The sequence below is a fragment of the Achromobacter mucicolens genome (genome assembly GCF_902859725.1).
In the GTDB taxonomy this organism is placed as follows: domain Bacteria; phylum Pseudomonadota; class Gammaproteobacteria; order Burkholderiales; family Burkholderiaceae_B; genus Achromobacter; species Achromobacter mucicolens.
The window spans coordinates 17,714-39,828 of sequence record NZ_CADIJP010000023.1 but is presented as its reverse complement, the minus strand read 5'-3'; the positions used below and the strand labels follow the sequence as shown (position 1 = coordinate 39,828).

Annotated in this window: 21 protein-coding genes and 1 tRNA gene; 15 read left to right on the top strand and 7 right to left on the bottom strand. The window is 65.1% G+C overall.

The window, feature by feature from the left end; translation table 11 throughout:
- The first annotated feature begins 138 nt into the window (after positions 1-138).
- A complete protein-coding gene (locus HV786_RS23760; protein WP_056315872.1) occupies positions 139-852 on the top strand; it encodes a response regulator transcription factor in 714 nt (237 codons plus the stop codon).
- 27 nt (positions 853-879) lie between these two features.
- On the opposite strand, the gene hemN is transcribed toward HV786_RS23760, so the two are convergent.
- Positions 880-2,310, bottom strand: a complete 1,431-nt coding sequence (gene hemN / locus HV786_RS23755; protein ID WP_128827976.1) for an oxygen-independent coproporphyrinogen III oxidase — start codon at positions 2,308-2,310, stop codon at positions 880-882.
- Positions 2,311-2,464: 154 nt separating this feature from the next.
- On the opposite strand from hemN, the gene HV786_RS23750 reads away from it, so the two are divergent.
- From HV786_RS23750 to HV786_RS23705, 10 genes are all read left to right on the top strand, one after another.
- Positions 2,465-2,728: a hypothetical protein gene (locus tag HV786_RS23750; RefSeq protein ID WP_128827975.1), complete on the top strand. Its 264-nt coding sequence runs from the start codon at positions 2,465-2,467 to the stop codon at positions 2,726-2,728.
- 189 nt (positions 2,729-2,917) lie between these two features.
- On the top strand, positions 2,918-3,658 hold the full coding sequence (locus HV786_RS23745; RefSeq protein ID WP_128827974.1) for a FadR/GntR family transcriptional regulator: 741 nt from the start codon (positions 2,918-2,920) through the stop codon (positions 3,656-3,658).
- Complete coding sequence (locus tag HV786_RS23740) at positions 3,655-4,929, top strand: Zn-dependent hydrolase (protein WP_128827973.1); 1,275 nt, start codon at positions 3,655-3,657, stop codon at positions 4,927-4,929. The genes HV786_RS23745 and HV786_RS23740 overlap by 4 nt, the downstream gene beginning before the upstream one ends.
- A 174-nt stretch (positions 4,930-5,103) precedes the next feature.
- Positions 5,104-6,681, top strand: coding sequence for an ABC transporter substrate-binding protein (locus tag HV786_RS23735; RefSeq protein WP_062841886.1), 1,578 nt, complete (start codon positions 5,104-5,106; stop codon positions 6,679-6,681).
- Positions 6,682-6,783: 102 nt separating this feature from the next.
- Positions 6,784-7,791 (top strand): ABC transporter permease, encoded by a 1,008-nt coding sequence (locus HV786_RS23730; RefSeq protein ID WP_056315866.1) that lies wholly within the window; start codon positions 6,784-6,786, stop codon positions 7,789-7,791.
- Positions 7,788-8,627: an ABC transporter permease gene (locus tag HV786_RS23725; protein ID WP_062841887.1), complete on the top strand. Its 840-nt coding sequence runs from the start codon at positions 7,788-7,790 to the stop codon at positions 8,625-8,627. The genes HV786_RS23730 and HV786_RS23725 overlap by 4 nt, the downstream gene beginning before the upstream one ends.
- Before the next feature lie 9 nt (positions 8,628-8,636).
- Complete coding sequence (locus HV786_RS23720) at positions 8,637-10,277, top strand: ABC transporter ATP-binding protein (RefSeq protein WP_128827972.1); 1,641 nt, start codon at positions 8,637-8,639, stop codon at positions 10,275-10,277.
- 36 nt (positions 10,278-10,313) lie between these two features.
- Entirely contained in the window at positions 10,314-10,604 is a 291-nt protein-coding gene (locus HV786_RS23715) for a cupin domain-containing protein (RefSeq protein ID WP_092582112.1), read from the top strand.
- Between the two features lie 47 nt (positions 10,605-10,651).
- Complete coding sequence (locus HV786_RS23710; RefSeq protein ID WP_128827971.1) at positions 10,652-11,716, top strand: histone deacetylase family protein; 1,065 nt, start codon at positions 10,652-10,654, stop codon at positions 11,714-11,716.
- Positions 11,679-12,593, top strand: a complete 915-nt coding sequence (locus HV786_RS23705; protein WP_128827970.1) for a DMT family transporter — start codon at positions 11,679-11,681, stop codon at positions 12,591-12,593. The genes HV786_RS23710 and HV786_RS23705 overlap by 38 nt, the downstream gene beginning before the upstream one ends.
- A 30-nt stretch (positions 12,594-12,623) precedes the next feature.
- Here HV786_RS23705 and gntR read toward each other — a convergent pair whose 3' ends face one another.
- A complete protein-coding gene (gene gntR, locus HV786_RS23700) occupies positions 12,624-13,649 on the bottom strand; it encodes an HTH-type transcriptional regulator GntR (protein WP_128827969.1) in 1,026 nt (341 codons plus the stop codon).
- 130 nt (positions 13,650-13,779) lie between these two features.
- On the opposite strand from gntR, the gene HV786_RS23695 reads away from it, so the two are divergent.
- From HV786_RS23695 to HV786_RS23680, 4 genes are all read left to right on the top strand, one after another.
- On the top strand, positions 13,780-14,337 hold the full coding sequence (locus HV786_RS23695) for a TRAP transporter small permease (RefSeq protein WP_128827968.1): 558 nt from the start codon (positions 13,780-13,782) through the stop codon (positions 14,335-14,337).
- 56 nt (positions 14,338-14,393) lie between these two features.
- On the top strand, positions 14,394-15,674 hold the full coding sequence (locus tag HV786_RS23690; protein WP_108696955.1) for a TRAP transporter large permease: 1,281 nt from the start codon (positions 14,394-14,396) through the stop codon (positions 15,672-15,674).
- A gap of 31 nt (positions 15,675-15,705) precedes the next feature.
- The gene (locus HV786_RS23685) at positions 15,706-16,722 is read left to right on the top strand and encodes a TRAP transporter substrate-binding protein (RefSeq protein ID WP_128827967.1); all 1,017 of its coding nucleotides are present in this window, start codon (positions 15,706-15,708) and stop codon (positions 16,720-16,722) included.
- A gap of 64 nt (positions 16,723-16,786) precedes the next feature.
- Positions 16,787-18,568, top strand: coding sequence for an IlvD/Edd family dehydratase (locus HV786_RS23680; RefSeq protein WP_128827966.1), 1,782 nt, complete (start codon positions 16,787-16,789; stop codon positions 18,566-18,568).
- 30 nt (positions 18,569-18,598) lie between these two features.
- On the opposite strand, the gene HV786_RS23675 is transcribed toward HV786_RS23680, so the two are convergent.
- From HV786_RS23675 to HV786_RS23655, 5 genes are all read right to left on the bottom strand, one after another.
- Positions 18,599-18,994 (bottom strand): YbaN family protein, encoded by a 396-nt coding sequence (locus HV786_RS23675; protein WP_196589544.1) that lies wholly within the window; start codon positions 18,992-18,994, stop codon positions 18,599-18,601.
- 64 nt (positions 18,995-19,058) lie between these two features.
- Positions 19,059-19,772: a tetratricopeptide repeat protein gene (locus HV786_RS23670; RefSeq protein WP_128827965.1), complete on the bottom strand. Its 714-nt coding sequence runs from the start codon at positions 19,770-19,772 to the stop codon at positions 19,059-19,061.
- 200 nt (positions 19,773-19,972) lie between these two features.
- Positions 19,973-20,049 (bottom strand) — tRNA-Val (locus HV786_RS23665).
- 200 nt (positions 20,050-20,249) lie between these two features.
- Positions 20,250-20,915: a phosphoribosylanthranilate isomerase gene (locus HV786_RS23660; protein WP_128827964.1), complete on the bottom strand. Its 666-nt coding sequence runs from the start codon at positions 20,913-20,915 to the stop codon at positions 20,250-20,252.
- A 68-nt stretch (positions 20,916-20,983) separates the two neighbouring features.
- Entirely contained in the window at positions 20,984-22,081 is a 1,098-nt protein-coding gene (locus HV786_RS23655) for a TRAP transporter substrate-binding protein (protein WP_128827963.1), read from the bottom strand.
- Positions 22,082-22,115 lie beyond the last annotated feature (34 nt).

Below are 22,115 nucleotides of genomic sequence, written 5' to 3'. Positions count from 1 at the left end.
ACGTAATCTGCCCACCAATTTCAGGGCTGCTCAAGGAAACGCGCCACGCGACCGCCCCCTCGTGCCCGCCCGGATCGCCCTGAACCCCCATCCGATCGTGGAGCAACGATGAATTGCGTTTCAGAGACTGCAAGCCAGATGACCGGCGGCTCGCTTCACGGCCCGTTTATCGCGCCGGAGGACGGCTTTGAAACTCGAAAGCACCTGCTGCTGTCGCGGCCGCCGCCCGTTATCCGGGTCGCGGTCCTGGACGACCATCCCGTGGTGGCGTTGGGCATCGGCGCGTTCCTCGAAAGCCGGCCTGGCTTTCATGTCGTTCATCGCGAAACCTCCGCGCGCGCGTTGCTGGAAAAACTGGCGAAGCAGCCGTGCGACGTCGCGCTCATCGATTTCTATCTGCCGCTGGAACCCTGCGACGGCGTCAACTATCTGCGGCGTGTGCGCCGCTACCACCCCAGCATGGCGGTCATCACGTTTTCGGCCGGCAACCGGCAAGAGACCGAGTACGCGGCATACCGCGCCGGCGCCGCCGGCTATCTGGCAAAGCAATGGGGGCTGGTCTTGCTGCCGGACATGATCCGCGGCGTCATCGAGGCCAAGGCCCCTTTTTTGACGGTAGAGGACGGAAAGATCCGCTGCATGGAGCCGACGGCGCCGCACGCGCTGTTGACGACTTCGGAAGTGGAAATCCTGCGCCACATCAGGCAGGGGATGTCGGTGACGCAGATCGCCGAAAGGCTGGTGCGCAGCAAGAAGACAGTCAGCACGCACAAGCGCCGCGCCATGCGCAAGTTGGGACTGTCCGATGATTTGTCGCTGGCGCTGTACCTGCGCGACAAGTTTGCCGAATGAGCGCGCGGCGCCGCGGCCGCGCGCAGGTCAGATGATGCGGGAGTACCTGGCGGTCGGCATGGCTGAGCGCAGGTATTTGTCGAAGGTCATGGCCACCGCCCGCACGAAATACCAACCCAGGCCGGTGACTCGCAGTTCTCCCAGGTGCAGGTTCACCAGGCCCAGTTCGGCCAGGCTGGCCATCTGCGAGAGCTCGCGGCTGAAGTAGTCGCCGAACTGCAGGCCGTGCTTGGCTTCGATCCGCGAGAAGTCCACCCGGCCCTGGCACATGATGTCCATGATGACCTCGCGGCGGACCAGGTCGTCGGCGCTTAGCGTCAGGCCGCGCTCGATCGCAAACTTTTCGGATTCAATGGCCGCGTAGTATTCGTCAAGGATCTTCGCGTTCTGGCTGTAGGTGTCGCCAATGCGTCCGATGGCCGACACGCCCAGCGCGATGAGGTCGCGATCCGGCTGCGTGCTGTATCCCTGGAAATTACGGTGCAGTTCACCGCGTTGCTTGGCAATGGCCAGCGCGTCGGTGTTCAGCGCGAAATGGTCCATGCCGATGTAGGTGTAGCCCTGATTCAGGAAGCCCTGAATGGCCGAACTGAGCAGGCCAACGCGCGTCTCGCGATCGGGCAGGTCTGCTTCGTTGATGCGGCGCTGCGGCTTGAAGCGTTCGGGCAGGTGCGCGTAGGCGTAGAGCGCAATGCGGTCGGGGCGCAGCGCGATGACCTGTTCGATCGTGCGGGCAAACGACGCCGCGGTTTGCAGCGGCAGGCCATAGATGAGATCGACGTTGACCGACGCATAGCCCAATGCCCTGGCGCTGTGCATCAGCGCGGCGACGTCATCGAAAGACTGAACCCGATGCACCGCCACCTGCACCCGTTCGTCGAAATCCTGCACGCCGAAGCTCAGGCGGTTAAAGCCCAGCTGCTGCAGGAACGCGAGGCGCTCGGGCGTTGCAGTGCGCGGATCGACTTCGACGGAGATTTCGGCGTCGGGCTGGAAACGGAAGGCGCCGCGCAGATCGCCCATCAGGCGCGCCAATTCCTCGTTGGACAGGAAAGTGGGCGTGCCGCCCCCGAAATGCAGCTGCGACACCGGTACGCCGGGGCCGAGTTCTTGCACGTGCAAGGCGATTTCGCGGGACAGGGCATCCAGGTAGCGGGCGGCTCGGTCATGGTGGCGAGTCACCACCTTGTTACAGGCGCAGTAATAACAGACCGATTCGCAGAACGGGATGTGTACATAGAGCGACAGCGGCTCGGCCGGAGTGGCGGCGCGCCGCTGTTGCAAGGCAAGCCGGTAGTCTTGCTCGGCGAAGCCCCCGTGGTAGCGGTCCGCCGTGGGATACGAGGTGTATCGCGGCCCGTTCTTGTCCAACCGGGCCAGCAGTTGGGGAGGAAAAAACGGCTCGGCGGTGGCGGGCGCCGGCGATTCCGAAGATTGAGGGCGTAGAGCGGCTTGCATAACCCGGATTATTCGCCTGCCCCGCGCCCTTCACATTGATCTTGCGCAAATCGAGCGCAAGGCCTCTGCCGTCGGGCAAGCTTTGGCGGGGCGTTACCAGCCCGCGCCCTGCCCCGTAAAATGCCGCGATTCCCGCAGCAAACAAGGACCCCCAATGGAAACCGAACTGGAAGGCCGCCTGCTGGCCATGCGCCAGGCGCTGGCGATTGCGATCGCCCTATCCACCCGCAGCAGCCCCCAGGCCACCGACATGGCGCTGGAACTGCTGGGCGACCTGAAAGCCAATCTGGACAACACGCCGGCGGACAGCCCGTTCGGCAAGCCGGAATGGGTGGTGGGCGCGCACGACGAACTGGACGGCATCGCCCGGCTGGTCCGCGCCTTCACGCAGACGCCCGAACCGGACGACGAAGCGTAGCGAACTCTGCATCCCGCCGCCCTGCCCCAGCGGCGGACCTAAAAAGGGCCGGTCCACTGGCCTGACCACCAGACGAACAGCGGTGGAATCCCTCACATCGTTTTCCCTGAAAGCGCTAGTTTTCCCTTTTGTTTCAATGGCGAGGTGCCTATATTGGTGGCCTGACCACCAGGCCAAGCCCCCCGCCCGATGAGCACTTTCCAAGCCGTCGCCGTCACCCGTCTGTATCGCATGATCGCCGACCAGATCGCAGGACGGATCCGGGCCGGCGACTTCCCGCGCGGCCGGCGTTTGCCGTCGGAGCGGGACCTGGCCGAACAACTGCAGGTCAGCCGCGCGTCGATCCGCGAAGCGCTGATTGCGCTTGAAATCGAGGGCTACGTCGAGGTCCGCGTGGGCACCGGCGTGTTCGTGGCGGACAAGGAAGGCGCCGGCATGGCGGCCGCCGCCGGAACACCGCCCAGCGCGGCGCAGGGCGTCGACGACATCGGGCCGTTCGACCTGCTGGAAGCGCGCCTCCTCATCGAGCCCGAATGCGCGGGCATGGCGGCGCAGCATGCCACCGCCGCCCAGTTGGCGGCCATCCTCGACGCCCACGACGGCATGTCCCTGACGGATTCGCCAGGCCGGCATGACCGGGAGTTTCACGGCGCGATCGCCGCCGCCTGCGGCAACGCCGCGCTGGCCGCCGCCGTCGCCCATCTGTGGAACCTGACCCAATCCAGCTCGGTGTACCGGCGGATGCAGGACTATTTCGTCGATGCCAAGGTGTGGGCAGTTGCCCACGCCGAACACCAGCGCATCCTGACCGCGATCGTGGCGCGCGACCCCATTCGTGCGCGGCACGCCATGCACGCTCACCTGCTTGGCATCCTGGCGCGCCTGCGCGAGGACTTTGGCGACGTTTCCCACCCCCGAGGCGACCTATGACGACACCCCCTCTGTCCATCAACGGCAACCGGCTGTGGCAGTCCCTGATGGATCTTGCGCAGATCGGCGCGACGCCCAAGGGCGGCAACTGCCGCCTGGCGCTCACCGCGCTCGATGGCCAGGGCCGCGATCTGGTGACCGGCTGGATGCGCGAGGCCGGCATGACAGTGCGGGTGGATCAGGTGGGCAACATCTTCGCCCGGCGCGCGGGCCGCAATGACAGCCTGCCGCCCGTGATGACGGGCAGCCATATCGACACCCAACCTACCGGCGGCAAGTTCGACGGCTGCTACGGGGTGCTGGCCGGTCTTGAAGTGATCCGCACGCTCAATGACGCGGGCGTGACGACCGAGGCCCCGCTGGAAGTGGCCATCTGGACCAACGAGGAAGGCTCGCGCTTCGTGCCCGTGATGATGGGATCGGGTGTCTTTGCCGGCAAATTTCCGCTGGAAACCGCGCTGTCGGCGCGCGACGCGCAGGGCATCAGCGTGCGCGACGAACTTCAGGCCATTGGTTACGCCGGCGCCGACCCCGTCGGCGGGCGCCCGGTGGACGCCTACTTCGAGGCGCATATCGAACAGGGTCCGATCCTGGAGCACGAGGAAAAGACGGTCGGCGTCGTGACGGGGTCGCTGGGCCTGCGCTGGTACGACGTCACCGTGACCGGCATGGAAATGCATGCCGGTCCGACGCCCATGCCGATCCGCCGCGACGCCCTCTTCGCCACGAGCTTCCTGCTGCAGGCCGTCGTCAATATTGCCAATACCCACCAGCCCCACGGACGCGGAACGGTGGGCGAGATCCACGCGTTCCCGGGATCGCGCAACGTCATACCAGGCCAGGTTCGATTCACCACCGACCTGCGCCACGAAGACGAGGCGACGCTGCAACGCATGGATGCGGAATGGCGACGCATTTGCGACGACATCGCGGTCGCGCACGGCGTTCGCGTCGACGTGAAGGACGTGCAGTATTTCCCGCCGACGCCGTTCGATCCCGATCTGGTGGACAAGGTACGCCAGGGCGCCGCAAACCGTGGCCTGCCCGCCATGAACATCGTCACGGGCGCCGGACACGATGCCGTCTACATGGCTGCCGTGGCGCCCACCGCGATGATCTTCGTGCCGTGCAAGGACGGCATCAGCCACAACGAAATCGAAGACGCCCGGCCCGAGCATCTGGAAGCCGGCTGCAACGTGTTGCTCGACGCCATGGTGGCGCGGGCCAATGCGCCCCAAGCCGCCACCGCAGACATGGCCAAGCACCACTGAATTCTCCGCATTGGTGCGCGGCGCCTTAACCAGCACCTGAACGAAGCATTGTTGCAGCAGCTCCACCCGCAGTACCCGAGAAACGCAGGTGGCATGAGGTTTGCTTGATCCGGCACGGCTATCGCCGCGTCCGAGCGGCCGCCTGTCCGACCCTTTCCAGCCCGGAGGCTCGCAGTGAAATCGAAAAACTGGTTTTCCCTAAGCATCGGCGCATTGGTCCTTGCGGCCGCGCTGCCCGCCACGCAGGCCTTGGCCCAGACCAAGGGCGGCACGCTGAACATGATCGTCCAGCCCGAACCGCCGGTGATCGTCACGGCCATCAATCAGCAGGGGCCGACGCAATTCGTCGCGGGCAAGATCTACGAGAGCCTGCTGACCTACTCCACCGACCTCAAGCCGCAGCCCGGACTGGCCAAGTCATGGGAGGCCGCCGCCGATGGCCTGACCTACACCTTCCACCTGCAGGACAACGTGAAGTGGCATGACGGCAAGCCGTTCACGTCCGAGGACGTGGTGTTCTCGCTGGCGGACATGCTGCCCAAGACCCACGCGCGTGCCCGCGTCATTCTGAATAAGTTCGTCGAGTCCGTGCAGGCGCCCGACGCCAAGACCGTGGTCATCAAGCTGAAGACGCCGTTTCCGGCCTTCATGCTGATGTTCGAACCCGGTTTTGCGCCGATGATGCCCAAGCATCTGTACGCCGGCACGGACTACATGACCAACCCGGCCAACCAGAAGCCCGTGGGCACCGGCCCGTTCGTCTTCAAGGAATGGAAGCGCGGCGAATACATCAAGCTGGCGCGCAATCCCGATTACTGGAAGCCCGGCAAGCCGTATCTGGACGAGCTGGTGTTCAACGTGATTCCGGACGCGGCGTCGCGCGCGGTGGCCTTCGAGCGCGGCAGCGTGGACGTGCTGCGCGGCGGCGACGTGGACAACGTCGACATCAAGCGCCTGCGCGGCCTGCCCAACGTGGAATACACGACCGCGGGCTGGGAAATGTTCTCGCCGCAGGCCTACCTGATCTTCAACATGCGTAAGCCGCCCTTCGACAACCTGAAGGTGCGCCAGGCGGTCATGGCGGCGATGAACCGCAACATGGTGGTCAACAACATCTTCTTCGGTCTGGGCAAAGTGTCGACCAGCCCCTTCGTGACCACCGAGATGTTCTACGACAAGAACATGCCGCCGATGCCGTTCGACATGAAGAAGGCGCGCGCGCTGATCAAGGAATCGGGCATCAAGCCCGGCGACTACACGATCCGCCAACTGAGCTTCCCGTACGGCTCGACCTGGGACCGGCTGGGCGAATACACCAAGCAGGCGCTGGAACAGCTGGGCTTCAAGGTGAACGTGGAATCCACCGACGCGGGCGGCTGGGCAAGCCGCACCGGCAACTGGGACTTCGACCTGACCACCACCTTCACGTACCAGTACGGCGACCCCGCGCTGGGCGTGCAGCGCTTGTATATCTCGTCGAACATCGTCAAGGGATCGCCCTTTGCCAATGTGCAGGGCTACAGCAACCCCGAGACCGACAAACTGTGGGAGGCCGCCGCCTCCGAGGTCGATCCGGCCAAGCGCCAGGCGCTCTACACCCAGATCCAGACGACGCTCGTCAACGAGGTCGCCAATGGCTTCCTGGTCGACATGGAGTTTCCGACCCTGTATCGCGCCAACGTGAAGAACCTGGTCAAGACCGCCATCGGCCTGAACGAGTCGTTCGACGACGTCTACCTCGAAAAGAAGTAAGCGCCCCCGGGGCGCCGCCGCGGATCCAGTGTCCGCGGCGGCGCCTGGCTGCGCGGCGGGCAGGGTTGCCGCGAGGCACGTCCGTCCTGAAAGGACCCGAGCATGAGATTCCTGTCTTTCCTGCTGTCCCGCATCGGCAAGGCCCTGGTGGTGGTGCTGGGCGTGGTGATCATCAATTTCTTCCTGATACGGCTTGCGCCCGGCGATCCCGCCGCCGTGCTGGCCGGCCAGGCCGGCGCGGGCGATGCCGCCTACGTGGACCAGCTGCGTGTCGCCTTTGGCCTGGACAAGCCCGTCCTGACGCAGCTTTTTCTCTACCTGAAGGGCGTGGTGCAGCTGGATCTGGGCTTTTCGTACCGCAATCATGTGCCGGTGCTGGACCTGATCGTCGAGCGCCTGCCCGCCACGTTCCTCCTGATGTCGTGCGCCTTCGTGTTTTCCATCGTGCTGGGCGTGCTGCTGGGCGTGGTGGCCGCCAAGGCGCGCTATCGCAACAAGCGCCGCTGGATCGACAGCTCGGTGATGACCGGCGCCCTGTTGCTGTACGCCACGCCGCTCTTCTGGCTGTCGCTGATGGGCATCCTGCTGTTCTCGGTGGTGCTGGGCTGGCTGCCGGCCTTCGGCATGGAGACCGTGGGCGCAAACCTGACCGGCTGGGCGCGCGCGGGCGATATCGCCCTGCATCTCATCTTGCCGACCGTGACGCTGGGCTGCTTCTTCATGGCCGTCTACGTGCGGCTGACTCGCGCGTCGATGCTGGAAGTGATCGGCATGGATTTCGTGAAGACGGCGCGCGCCAAGGGCGTGAGCCCCAGCCGCGTGATCCGCGCGCACGTGCTGCGCAACGCGCTGCTGCCGGTCATCACGTTTGCCGGCATCCAGCTGGGGCAGATGGCGGGCGGCGCGGTGCTGACCGAGACCGTCTTCGCGTGGCCCGGCATCGGACGCCTGATGTTCGACGCCCTGCTGCAACGCGACTACCAGCTTCTGCTGGGCATCTTCCTGGTCACCTCCATCATGGTCGTGGTCTTCAACCTGCTGACCGACGTGCTGTACCGCCTGATCGATCCGCGCATTGGCGCGGGTGCGCAGCAAGGAGCCTCCGCATGAAGTCATTCGCCCGACGTTACCTGCGCAACTACGGGGCAGTGGCCGGCCTGGTCATCATGCTGATCGTGGTGGCCGTGGCCCTGGCGGCGCCGCTGCTGTACGAAGAGTCGCCCTGGATGATGGTGGCCGACCCGCTGATCCCGCCGTTCACCAATGCGGACTATCCTTTCGGCACGGACATGCTGGGCCGCGACATCACCGCGGGACTGGTGTGGGGCGCGCGCGTGTCGCTGATGGTGGGCCTGCTGTCCACCGCCGTCGCGCTGCTCTTTGGCATCGTGGTCGGTTCGATAGCCGGCTACTGCGGCGGCCGCGTGGACGACGCACTGATGCGGTTCACCGAGTTTTTCCAGACCATTCCGCAACTGGCGATGGCCGTGGTGCTGGTCGCCATCCTGAGCCCGTCGGTCTATTCGATCATGGGCGCCATCGCGGTGGTGTCCTGGCCGCCGGCCGCGCGGCTGGTCCGCTCGGAATTCATGACGCTCAAGCAGCGCGAATTCGTGCAGGCCGCGATCGTCATCGGCCAGACGCCGGCCCGCATCGTGGGCACGCAGATCCTGCCCAATGCCATGTCGCCCATCATCGTGTCGGCCTCGTTCATGGTGGCGACCGCGATCCTGACGGAGTCGTCGCTGTCCTTTCTGGGCCTGGGCGACCGCAACCTGATGAGCTGGGGTTTCATGATCGGCGCGGCGCGCACCATGATCCGCGAGGCCTGGTGGATGAGCGTGTGGCCCGGGGTCGCCATCCTCTTGACCGTGCTGGCCATCAACCTGATCGGCGAAGGCCTGAACGACGCCCTCAACCCGCAACTGCGCAAGCGCGGCGAATAGGAGGCCGGCATGAATGAAAACCTGACAACCCCGCCGCTCCTGTCGATCCAGAGTCTGACCATCGCATTGCCCAAGGGCGGCGACCGTCCCTACGCGGTACAGGACGTGTCGTACGACATTCGCGCCGGTGAAATCCTGTGCATCGTGGGCGAATCGGGCTCGGGCAAGTCGATGAGCGCCAACGCCATCATGGGGCTGCTGCCCGATTACCTGACGCCGCAGGCCGGGCGCATCCTGTTCCGTGGCCAGGACCTGCTGCAACTGGACGAACCCGCCCTGCAGGCCATGCGCGGTAAGGACATGGCGATGATCTTCCAGGAGCCGCTGTCGGCCCTGAACCCGCTGATGACGGTGGGCGAACAGATCAGCGAGGTGATGCGCGTGCATAACGCCTACCCCGGCGCAGAACGCTTGAAGCGCACGCTCGAACTGCTGGAATTTGTCGGCCTGCCGGATCCGGCCACGCTGTATCACGTTTATCCGTTCCGCTTGTCCGGCGGGCAGCGCCAGCGCGTGATGATTGCGATGGCGCTGGCGCTGGAGCCCGCGCTGTTGATCGCCGACGAGCCGACGACCGCGCTGGACGTCACCACCCAGGCGCAGATCCTGGCGTTGATCGCGCGCATCCAGAAAGAGAAAGGCATGGGCGTGATGTTCGTCACGCACGACTTCGGCGTGGTGGCCGAGATTGCCCACCGCGTGGCCGTCATGGAAAAAGGCATTCTGGTGGAGCAAGGCCCGGCAAGCGAGGTGCTCAACCGCCCGCGCCATCCCTACACCCAGCGCCTGATCGCGGCCGTGCCGCACCGGCGCGGCGAGAAGCGCGCCGGACTTGCCGACGACACGCCAGTGCTGGAGGTCAAAGATTTGAAAAAGACCTACGTGATCGGCCACGGCTGGCTGGGCAACAAGCGCCAGGTGCACGCGGTGGACGGCGTGAGCTTTGCCGTGCGGCGCGGCGAGACGCTGGGCATCGTGGGGGAATCCGGTTCGGGCAAGTCCACGATCGGCAAATGCCTGCTCAAGCTTGTCGGCATCAATGGCGGTCAGTTGCTGTTCAACGGCCAGGACATCGCCACGCTGCCCGAATCGCGCTTTCGGCCGATGCGGCACGAGATCCAGATGATCTTCCAGGACCCGTTCGCCTCGCTCAATCCCCGCCACACCGTGGGCCGCATCATCAGCGACGGCCCGGTCGCCAATGGCGTCCCGCGCGCTCAAGCCGAGGCCCGGGCGCGCGAACTGCTGTCGCTGGTGGGCATGGACCCGTCCGCCTTTGACCGCTATCCCAACCAGTTCTCGGGCGGCCAGCGCCAGCGCATCGGCATCGCGCGCGCGTTGGCGCTGGAGCCCAAGGTGCTGGTGGCCGACGAATCGGTGTCGGCGCTGGACGTGTCGGTTCAGGCGCAGGTGCTGCAACTGCTGCACGACCTGCAGCAGCGGCTGAAGATTGCGCTGGTGTTCATCACCCACGACCTGCGCGTGGCGGCGCAGATCTGCAATTCGGTGCTGGTCATGCATCGCGGCAAGGTGGTGGAGTACGGGTCGCCCGCCCAGATCTTCGACAACCCGCAGCACGCCTACACGCGCCAGTTGATCGCCGCGGTGCCCGGACAGCATTGGGACCCGACCAAGGCGCAGGCCGCCTGACTGCAACCCCGTCATCGCCATACAGGAGAACGCCTTATGCAACGCCCCGCCGCAGTACCCACCGTGCAGATCGACAACGAACTGGTCACCGTCACCGAATGGCGCTTTCCGCCGGGCGGCGAGACGGGCTGGCACCGGCATGGCATGAACTACGTGGTGGTGCCGCAGACCACCGGCCCGCTGCTGCTGGACACGCCCAACGGCCAGGTCACCAGCCAACTCACCACGGGTGTGGCGTATTACCGGCCGGTGGGCGTGGAGCACAACGTCATCAACCCCAGCGACACGGAATTCGTGTTCGTCGAGATCGAACTCAAGCGGGCCTGAGCCCCACGCATCTGGTAGCGACCGTGACGGTCTGAGCGAGGATATCCATGAAGGCGTTTTTTTCCGAAGAACAGTTGCTGCATTCGCCCAGGCAATTCATGCGGCTGGGCCGCATCAGCGCCCCCACCGACCTGCCGTCGCGCGCGGAGAGCCTGCAGCAGGCGCTGGCGGCCCGCGGCGTGAAGGTCGAAGCGCCATCCGACTATGGCCGCAAGCCGCTTGAACACGTGCACAGCACGGATTATCTGGACTACCTGGAAACCGCCTTTGCGCGCTGGCAGGCCCTGAAGGCGCCAGGCGTCGATCCTGGTCCGGAAGTACTGCCTAATCTTTCGCCCTACTACAACGGCCGCATCGATGCCGCCGGACGGGGCCCCTGCCCGTCCCCGTCCATCGTGGCGCAAACCGGGTATTACCTGAGCGACCTCGCCTGCCCCATCGGGCCGCAGACCTGGCGCTCGGCGCTGCGGTCCACGCATAGCGCGCTGGCGGCCGCGGACCATGTGGCGAGCGCCGGTGGCGTGGTCTACGCGCTCTCCCGGCCTTCCGGCCACCATGCCCATCGCGACCGCGCCGGCGGCTTTTGCTACCTGAACAACAGCGCCGCCGCGGCAAGCCGCCTGTTGCAGACGTGGTCGAAGGTGGCGGTGCTGGACGTGGATGCGCACCACGGTGACGGCACACAGAACATCTTCTATCACCGGGCGGACGTGATGACCGTCTCGCTGCACGCCGATCCGGCCGGGTATTACCCCTTCTATACCGGCTACGCGCACGAGCGCGGGCACGGCGCGGGCGAAGGCTACAACCTGAACCTGCCGCTGGCGCACGGCTGCGGCAACGCGGAATTCCTGCAGGCGCTGGACACCGCGCTGGATGCCCTGGCGGGCTATGCGCCGCAGGCGCTGGTCCTGCCGCTGGGATTCGACACCTACAAGGACGATCCGATCAGCGTGCTCAGGCTGGACATCGATGCGTACCGAGACATCGGCGCGCGCGTCGCCGGTTTGCGCGTGCCTACCGTCGTGGTGCAGGAAGGCGGCTACATGGTCGAGGCGATCGGGCCCGCGCTGGATGCGTTTCTTGAAGGCTTTGGCCGTGGCGGCAAATGAAGGCGCGCGCCAGACTGGCGTCCTGCTGTTTTTCGCGGCGCTGGTGGCGTTCGCCACCTTCGATGCGGGCGCCAAGCAGCTTCTGGAACGCTATCCGGCGCCCTTTCTGAACGTGATGCGCTACCTGGCGGTGGCGACGCTGGCGATGGGCATGCTGTGGCGCCACGGCCGCGGCCTGCGGCTGCGCGACGCGCCGGAAAAGCCGCTGCTGGTGCTGCGCGGCATCATGCTGGCCACGGTGGCTACGTGCTTCATGACCGCGCTGATCTGGATGCCGCTGTCCGAGGCCACCGCGATCTACTTCACCGCCCCGCTCATCATGGTGGCGTTGTCTCCGTGGCTGCTGGGCGAACGCGTCCGGGCAGCGCAATGGGGCGCGGTGGCCGCCGGCTTTGCCGGCATGCTGCTGATCGTGCGGCCCGGCGGCGACCTGCCCCTGCTGGGCACGTTGCTGATGGCGGTGTCGGCCGTCAGTTACGCGATCTTCCAGGTGCTGACGCGCAAGCTGTCGAACAAGGTGCCGGGGCCGGTGCAGTATGCGTACACGGCGTTCATCTGCCTGATCGTGACCGCGCTGCCCGCGCCCTTCTTCCTGCCCGACCCCTGGCCCGGAACGGCCGATACCGTCATCATCCTTGCCCTGGGCGCCTGCAGCGGCCTGGCGCAGGTCCTGCTGATCGCGGCCTTCCAGCGGGTTCCGGCGGCAACGCTGGCGCCCCTGAACTACTTCCAGTTGCTGCTGGCGCTGGGCTTCAGCACGTTCTGGTTCCAGCGCCCGCCAGACGCGCTGGCGCTGGCGGGCATGGGGCTGATCATGGCGGCCGGGGTCTTTCTGGCGCTGCGCCCGGTCAGAACGCCATCGACGCCCGCCGCTTGAACAGGCACGGCGCCTCTTGCGGCGGCGTCCTCAACTGGTTTCGCGCTGAACCAACGTAAAACCCAAGTCCACATGCCGCTCGGGCACGGGTTCGCCCGCCAGGTGCCGCATGAGCAGTTGCGCGGCTGACAGGCCGATCTGGTAGCGGGGCGTGGCAATGGTGGACAGCGGCGGCGTGGTCCAGGCCGTGCCCGGGAAATCATGAAAGCCGACGATAGCCATCTGTTCTGGCACACGCACGCCATCCCGGCCGCACTGGAACACCGCGCCTTGCGCCAGATCGTCGTTGCAGAAGAACACGGCGTCGCAGTCGGGATGGCGCGCGTGCAGATCCTGGATCAACGACGCTCCGAGGCTGATCGACGATTTTTCCGGCGTCATGATTTCCAGGGCCGCGTCGTACAGCCCCGCGTCGCGCAACGCCTGCCGGCACCCTTCGCAGCGGCGCAGCGACCGGGGATCCAGCTGCGCGCCGATGATGCCGATGCGGCGGTAACCGCGTTCGACCAGATGGCGGCCGGCTGCGTAGCCCGAGTCGAACTGCGAGAACCCGACGCTCATGTCATTGCTGCTCTCCAGCGTTTCGATCGTGTGCACCGTGGGAATCGACTGCGCGCGCAGCAGTTCCCAGACACCCGGATTGTGGTCGATGCCGGTCAGGACCACCCCATCGGGCGAATGCTGCAGATACTTGCGCAGCAGCGCTTCTTCTTCGTCCGGCGAATAGCCCGTCACGCCGATCAGCATGTGGTAGCTGTGCTGGTCCAGCACTTCCTTGATGCCCGTGATGATGTCCACGAACACCACGTTGCTGAGCGACGGGATGAGCACCACGATGGTCTGCGACCGCGCCGACGCCAGCGCGCTGGCGGCGTGGTTGGGCACGTAGCCCAGTTCCTGGCACACCCGCGCGATTTGCTGGCGCAGATCCTGGCCCACCTTATCGGGCGTGCGCAACGCCCGCGATACCGTGATCGCGCTGACGCCCACGCGCCGCGCGACATCCTGCATGGTGACGCGGCCAGCGCGCGAGCTTCGAGGTTTGCGGATGGACATGGACCCTCGCGGTGAATGCAAGCGCGTAGTCTGACCGAAAAAAAGGGGCTTGCCAAAGCAAAAATGTTAGCGCTAACATGATCCGCATCAAACCTCTAAAAAAATTCCGGCCAACGGAGAGGAGACAAACATGCAAGCTTCCCCCATGGGGCGGCCGGGACCATCGCGTCCGGGCCGCTCGCCGCTGGCCCGCGCCGCGGACTGGTGTTTTGCGCTACAGACCTGGCTGATGGTCGCCTGTCTGGTCATCATGGTCGTGCTGCTGTTCGGCAACGTGGCGCTGCGCTATCTCTTTAACTCCGGCATCAACGTCTCGGACGAGGTCTCGCGCCTGGCGTTCGTCTGGATGATTTTCCTGGGTTCGGTGATTGCGCTGCGCGAGCACCAGCACATCGGCGTGACCATGCTGGTGGAACGCTTTGGCCCGGGCGCGCGCCGGGTGTCGCATATTGCCTGCCAGCTGATGATCCTGTGGGTGCTGTGGCTGATGGCCGAAGGCAGCTGGGTCCAGACGGTCATCGGGCTTGACACCGTATTGCCTGTCACCGGCATGCCCCAGGCCGTGTTCAACGCCGCAGGGCTGTACGCCGCGGTGGCAATGGGCATCCTGACCGTCGTCGACCTGGTCCGCGTGATTGCGGGCGGCCCGCTGCCGGCGGAATCCAGTCCGGAAGACCCGCTGGTCTGATCCGGACCTCACCCGCCCCAACAAGCGCCCCACACCCATCCGCCCGGATACCCGCAATGATCCTGACCGTCTTCCTAGTCGTGCTGCTGGGGCTGATTGCCCTGGGCCTGCCGATCGCCTTCGCGCTCATCATCAGCGCGATCGTCATGATGTTCCAGCTGGATTTCTACGACACCCAGCTTCTTGCCCAGAACATGCTGTCCGGGGCCAACAGCTTTACGCTGATGGCAGTGCCGCTCTTCATGCTGGCCGGCGAATTGATGAATGCCGGCGGCATCTCGCGCCGCATCGTTCACCTGGCCAACACGTTTGTGGGCCACATCCAGGGCGGCCTGGGTTACGTGGCCATCTTCGCCAGCGTGCTGCTGGCATCGCTGTCGGGCTCGGCCGTGGCCGACGCCGCGGCGCTGGGATCGCTGCTGATCCCCATGCTGCGCGAAAAAGGCTATGACGCGGGCCAGGCCTCGGGCCTGATCGCATCGGGCGGCATCATCGCGCCCATCATTCCGCCGTCGATCTCGTTCATCATCTTCGGCGTCGCCACCAATGTGTCGATCACCAAGCTGTTCTTCGCCGGCATCGCGCCGGGCCTCATGATGGGGTTGACGCTGGTGGCGGTATGGACGTGGGTGGCGCGCAAGCACGGCAGCATCACGCCCTCGCCGCGCGAGCCGTGGTCCAACCGTCTGAAAGCGCTGCGCGGATCGCTGTGGGCGCTGTTCCTTCCAGTCATCATCATCGGCGGGCTGCGCGGCGGCATCTTCACCCCAACCGAAGCCGCGGTCGTCGCCGCCGTGTATGCGCTGCTGGTCAGCATCTTCGTGTACCGCGAGATCGGCTGGCGCGACCTGGGTCCGCTCTTCATCAACGCCGCCCGCACCACGGCTGTAGTCATGTTCCTGGTGGCGGCCGCCATGGTGTCGTCCTACATGATCACGCTGGCGGACCTGCCGCAGGATCTCATCGCCCTGCTGGAGCCGGTCATGGACCAGCCCAAGCTGCTGATGTTCGCGCTGCTGATCCTGCTGACGCTCGTGGGCACGGTGATGGACCTGACGCCGACCATCCTGATTCTCGGCCCCGTGCTGATGCCCGTCGTCACCAAGGCCGGCATCGACCCCGTCTACTTCGGCGTCATGTTCGTCATGGTCGGCAGCGTGGGCCTGTTGACGCCACCGGTCGGCACGGTGCTCAACGTCGTGTGCGGCGTGGCCCGCATCAATATGGAAACCATCTGCAGAGGGGTGTGGCGCTATGTCGTGGCCTACACGCTGCTGCTGGTTCTTTTGGTGATCTTCCCCGAACTGATCACCGTACCCGCACGCTGGATGCACTAGCGGCAATTACAAACCCCCGAGGAGAAACACCATGATCAAGCAATTGAAGACCCGCGTTCTTGTCCTGGCGGCGGTGCTGTCCTGCACCGTCGCCGGGGTGGCCGCGGCGGCGGACGTCAAGCCGCGCCTCATCCGCTTTGGCTACGGGCTGAACGAGGAAAGCGTGCAGGGCCGCGCGGCCCGCCATCTGGCGCAGGAACTGGAGAAAGTCAGCGGCGGCAAACTCAAGATGAAGACGTTTGGCTCGGCCAACCTGGGTTCGGACGAGCAGATGCAGAGCGCGCTGGTGGGCGGCGCGCAGGAAATGATGGTGGGGTCGACCGCGCCGCTGGCCGGCATGGTCAAGGAGTTCGGCGTGTTTGACCTGCCCTTCCTCTTCAACAGCGAAAAGGAAGCCGACGCGGTGCTGGACGGCCAGCTCGGACAGGATCTGCTCAAGAAGCTGGAAGCCAAGGGACTGGTCGGCCTGGTGTACTGGGAAAACGGCTTTCGCAACATGACGAACTCCAAGCGTCCCATCACGCGCGCCGAGGACCTGCAGGGCATCAAGCTGCGCGTCATGCAGAACCAGATTGCGCTGGGCGTCTTCAATACGCTGGGCGCCAATGCCGTGCCGATGCCGTTCTCGGAATTGTTCACCGCGCTGGAAACCCGCACCGTGGACGGCCAGGAGAACCCCATCACCACGATCCAGAGCAGCAAGTTCTACGAGGTGCAGCCCTTCCTGACCATCACGCGCCACGTCTACACGCCGTGGGTGGTGATGGCCTCCAAGAAGTGGTGGGACACGCTCTCACCCGACGAACAGAAGCTGATCCGTCAGGCCGCCGCGTCGTCGCGCGACTTCGAGCGGCAGGATAGCCGCGCCGACTCCACCAAGGCCATGGGCACGCTCGAGAAGAACGGCATGAAGATCAACACCGTCTCGCCGGAGGAAGTGGCCCGCATGCGCCAGAAGGTGCAGCCCGTGGTCGACAAGTACACCCAGGAACTCGGGCCGGAACTGATCAAGCAGTTGAACGACGAAATCCAGAAGGCGCGGAACTAACCGTGTCGGCCCGGATCCCGTGGGGGTCCGGGCCTGTATGCAACCGAAGCAAAGCGAGACAGCCATGTCCCAGACACCCCGCCGACTGCGCAGCCAGAAATGGTTCGACGATCCCTCGCACGCCGACATGACGGCGATCTACGTCGAGCGCTATCTCAACTATGGCCTGACGCGCCAGGAACTGCAGTCCGGGCGGCCGATCATCGGTATCGCGCAGACAGGCAGCGACCTGGCGCCCTGCAATCGCCACCATCTGGCGCTGGCTGAACGCATCAAGGCGGGCATCCGCGACGCCGGCGGCATTCCGATGGAGTTCCCGGTGCACCCGCTGGCCGAACAGGGAAGGCGGCCCACGGCGGCCTTGGACCGCAACCTGGCGTATCTGGGCCTGGTGGAGATCCTGCACGGCTATCCGCTGGATGGCGTGGTGCTGACCACGGGATGTGACAAGACCACGCCCGCGTGCCTGATGGCGGCGGCGACCGTGGACATTCCCGCCATCGTGCTGTCCGGCGGTCCCATGCTGGACGGCTGGCATGAGGGCCAGCGCGTGGGCTCGGGCACGGTCATCTGGCACGCGCGCAACCTGATGGCGGCCGGCAAGCTGGATTACGAAGGTTTCATGACGCTTGCCACGGCATCGTCGCCGTCCATCGGCCACTGCAACACCATGGGCACCGCGCTGTCGATGAACTCGCTGGCCGAAGCGCTAGGCATGTCGCTGCCCACCTGCGCCAGCATTCCGGCGCCGTATCGCGAGCGTGGGCAGATGGCCTATGCCACCGGCATGCGCATCTGCGACATGGTGCGAGAAGACCTGCGCCCATCTCAAATCCTGACCCGCGAGGCGTTCGAGAACGCCATCGTCGTGGCCTCGGCGCTGGGCGCGTCCAGCAACTGCCCGCCGCACCTGATTGCCATCGCGCGCCACATGGGCGTCGACCTCGGCCTGGACGACTGGCAACGGCTGGGCGAAGACGTGCCGCTGCTGGTCAACTGCGTGCCGGCGGGCGAGCATCTGGGCGAAGGCTTTCACCGCGCGGGAGGCGTACCCGCCGTGCTGCATGAGCTGCAGGCAGCCGGCCGCCTGCATCCGGACTGCCGAACCGTATCCGGCAAGACCATCGGCGAAATTGCGACGGCGTCCAAAACCCACAATACCGACGTCATCCGGACCTGCGACGCGCCGCTCAAGCACCGCGCCGGCTTCATCGTGCTGTCGGGCAACTTCTTTGACAGCGCCATCATCAAGATGTCGGTCGTGGGCGAAGCCTTTCGCCGGGCGTACCTGTCCGAACCGGGGTCGGAAAACGCCTTCGACGCGCGCGCCATCGTGTTCGAAGGCCCGGAGGACTATCACGCCCGCATCGAAGACCCGGCGCTCAACATCGACGAACACTGCATTCTGGTGATCCGGGGTGCCGGCACCGTGGGCTACCCCGGTAGCGCGGAAGTCGTGAACATGGCGCCGCCGTCGCACCTCATCAAGCGCGGCATCGATTCCCTGCCCTGTCTGGGCGACGGCCGCCAGAGCGGCACCTCGGCCAGCCCGTCCATCCTGAACATGTCGCCCGAAGCCGCGGTGGGCGGCGGACTGGCGCTGCTGCGTACGGGCGACCGGATCCGAGTGGACCTGAACCAGCGGTCGGTCATGTTGCAGGTGGACGAAGCGGAACTGGAACGGCGCCGCCAAGAGCCGCCGTACGAAGCGCCGCCATCGCAGACGCCCTGGCAGGAACTGTACCGGCAGACCGTCGGGCAGCTTTCCACGGGCGGATGCCTGGAGGCGGCGACGCTGTATTTGAAAGTGGTGGAGACGCGGGGGGATCCGCGGCATTCGCACTGAGGCCGGGAGGGGTGCGTGTTGGAGCGCGGCTTACTCGCGCGGCGGCTTGCTGGCCGGGCCGCCCGCGCGGGGGCTGGGCCGGCTGAGCACATACGCCGCGCTGGCCAGAAAGAAAATGCCCACGCCGATGGCCAGGGGCAGCGAGGGATGGGCGCTCCAGTAAAAGATCCCGTAACCTGCCGCCATGCCCAGGCTGGCATACGTCTTGCCTTTGCGCGACACCGCGCCCTCGTCGCGCCACGCGCGCAGCGACGGACCATATGTCGGGCTATCCAGCAGCCATTTTTCAAGCCGGGGCGACGAGCGCGAGAAGCAGGCCACCGCCAGGATCAGGAAGATCGTCGTCGGCATCACCGGCAAGAAGGCGCCGATGACGCCCAGCGCCAGCATCAAGCAGCCCAGGCATAACCAAAGTGCTCTCATCATGATGGTGAGCAGGATATCGCAAATGGGCAGCCGGCAGTCCGCCAGGCATTGTGCGCCGCTTGATTCACGACGCGGCGGGCTCCGGCATCCTTGCGCGCAGCATCCTGACGAATTTCGCATCGGGACTGCCGCCCGCGGCGCGTGACTTGTGGATCATGGCCCAGGCTTCCGCGTACTGGCCACGCCAGTAATAGGCCGTGGCCCACGAGGCATACAGATAGCCCTTGTCGGGCTCGACGGCCTCGCCCTTGCGGTACCACTCATCGGACCGCGTCGTCGCCGCGATACGCGCTTCGGGGGGCAACGTCTTGTCCTCGGCGGCGCAACGCGCCGCGATCCGGCCGGCATCCGCATGAATGCCGCGAAACGCCGGCGGATTCATGCTGATCGCGCGGTCCATCATGCTCATCGCCTGGCAGACCTTGCGCTGGCTTTCCAGCACTACCGCGAAACCCGCGTACACCTCGGGGTTGTCGGGATTGAGCAGCCACGCCTGATTGAATTGCCGCATGGCCTGGCCCGGCCGGTCTTCGCGAAAAAGCCGGTAGCCCTGCTCGACCCGCGCCTGCGCTGCCGCGGCAGGCGATCCAAACATCTTCACGGCCGCGGCGGCCTGTTGTTCATCGCCCGCGCGCAAGGCAGCGGCCGCGCGGCGGTCCTTTCCCGCATACATCGGCGCCTCGACGTTGCGCTCATCGGATTGCGCGGGCGCCTTGGTCACGCAGCCGGGCAACCACAACAATTGCGCCAGAATGAACGCCTTCAAGGTGAAGTGCATGGGCGGGCTTTTGAATGGAAGAAGATGGAATATTGCGGCGCGGGTATCAAATGCCGGAATCGCGCCACGCGGTGATAATGCAGTAAATACAAACGCAGCAATGACGCGAGGAAAAGCAAAAAGCCGCGACGTCATAAGACTGTCGCGGCTTTTTAGGTCTGCGTTCGACTAGCTCTATCGAACACACCTTTGCAGGAATTTGGTAGGCGGTATTGGAATCGAACCAACGACCTCCACGATGTCAACGTGGCGCTCTAACCAGCTGAGCTAACCGCCTGCAAAGAAGAAGAATTATATAGTGCTTTTTTAAACTGTGCAAATCGTCTTGGAAGATTTTTTGCAGTTTTTATTGCGTTCAGGAGGATTTAGCTTTTGCCTGTCGGCTTTGCCAAACTTACCTTGGCGCAATACGTTTGAAATTTGATCTTGCATTAATGCTTTGGCATTAACCAAGGTCTTTTCACACGCTTTACAGCACTACTTCTTGCCCTTCATCTTCGTGTCTGCGTCATGTGCCGCAGCAACGAAGAACGAGATTCTATCAGAACTTTTTATTCCTTGCTCGACTTCGACGCCACTACTCACATCGATCGCCCAAGGCCGCACCAATTCGATGGCGGCACCCACGTTTTCGGCGTTCAGTCCGCCGGACAGGATCAAGGGGCGGGACACCGGGTCGGCCCGCACTTCATCGAGCAACGCGTAGTCGAATCCATGCCCGCTGCCGCCGTAGCCGGCGCTATAGCTGTCGAACAACCAGCCCGCCGCCTCTCCGTAGGCGCGGCACGTGGCCGCAAGGCTCTCAGCCGTTTCAAGGCCCGGCGCACCGGCCCTGAAGGCCCGCAGATGGCGATGCCCGTAGCGCGCACATTCCAGCGGCGTTTCGTCACCATGAAACTGCAGCAGCTCGGGCCCCACTTCACCAAGCACGGTGCGGATCTCTTCTTCCTGCGCGTTCACGAAGAGCGCGACGACGTCGACAAACGCCGGCACCATCCGGCGCAGCTGCGCGGCGCGCGTGGGCGTGAGGCAACGCTTGCTCTTGGGATAGAAGACAAATCCGATCGCGTCGGCGCCGGCGGCAACGGCGGCTTCGACGTCTTCTTCGCGGGTCAGCCCGCAGATCTTTATGCGTGTACGCATGACATTTTCTGGAAGTGTCGCCCCGCGGCGACTGGCTGGATCAGTATATCCGGACCGAAAAGCCGGTCTCACGCGCCAGTCGAACCTAGCGTGGCCATCATGTTGTCGAAGCTGCCCTCGGCCATGCGGAACCAGGGGATCTGGTTGCCACGCAATGCCAGCATGCTGTCGTAGAGCTTCTTGAACATCGCGTCCTTGGCGCTCAATTCATTGCAGGCCGCCACCGTGGCTTCGTGAGCGGCTTGCAGCAGCGGCCGGGAATACGCCTTCAGTTGCGCGCCTTGCGACATCAGCCGGCGCAGCGCTTGCGGATTGTTGGCATCAAAGGTTGCGATCATGTTTTCGCTTGCCGCCGCGCAAGCCAGCGACAGCGCGGTCTGGTATGACTTGGGCAGTTCCGCAAAGGCGTCCTGGTTCACATACAGCGACAACTGTTGCGTACCGGCCCACCAGCCCGGAAAGTAATAGTTCCGCGCAACGTCAAAGAGCGCCAGGCGTTCGTCCTCGAACGGTCCGATCGTGACGGCCCCGTCCGCAAGGCCTTCTGCCAGCGCGGCATGCAGTTCGCCAGCGGGAATTGCCAGCGGCGAGGCGCCCAGACGCGACAGGATGTGCCCCGTAAAGCCGTCAGCCGCCACCTTGAGTCCGCGCAGGTCATCGAGGGTCTTGATCTCGCCCCGAAACCATCCGCCCATCTGCGCGCCGGTATAGCCGCACGGAAAGTTCAGAATGCCATACTTGCCAAAGGCTTCGCGGGTCAGCGCCAGCCCCTCGCCCTGCCGCATCCACGCGTTCATCTGGCGGGTATTCAGGCCGAATGGCACGCCACCGTCAAAGCAAATCGCGGGATCGGTGCCGAAGTAGCGGGCCGACGCCGCGTGGCCGCATTCGACGATGCGGTGCTGCACGGCCTCCAGCGCCTGACCCGACTGGAACAGCTGGCCGGCGGCGGATATTTCGATGGTGAAGCGCCCCGCCGTGACCTCGGCCACACAACGCGCGACGTCGGTCGCGCCCGCGAACAGCGTGGCCGCGTCGGCCGGAAAATCCGAAGCCAGCCGCCAGGTGAGGTTGGGAGCTTCCTGCGCAATCGCGGGGGCCGCCAGCACGGCGCTGCCCGCGGCGGCGCCCAAGGCGGTTTGCTTCAGAAACGCGCGGCGTTGCATGGCGCATGCCTCCAGAAAGGCGCGGGATCCCGCC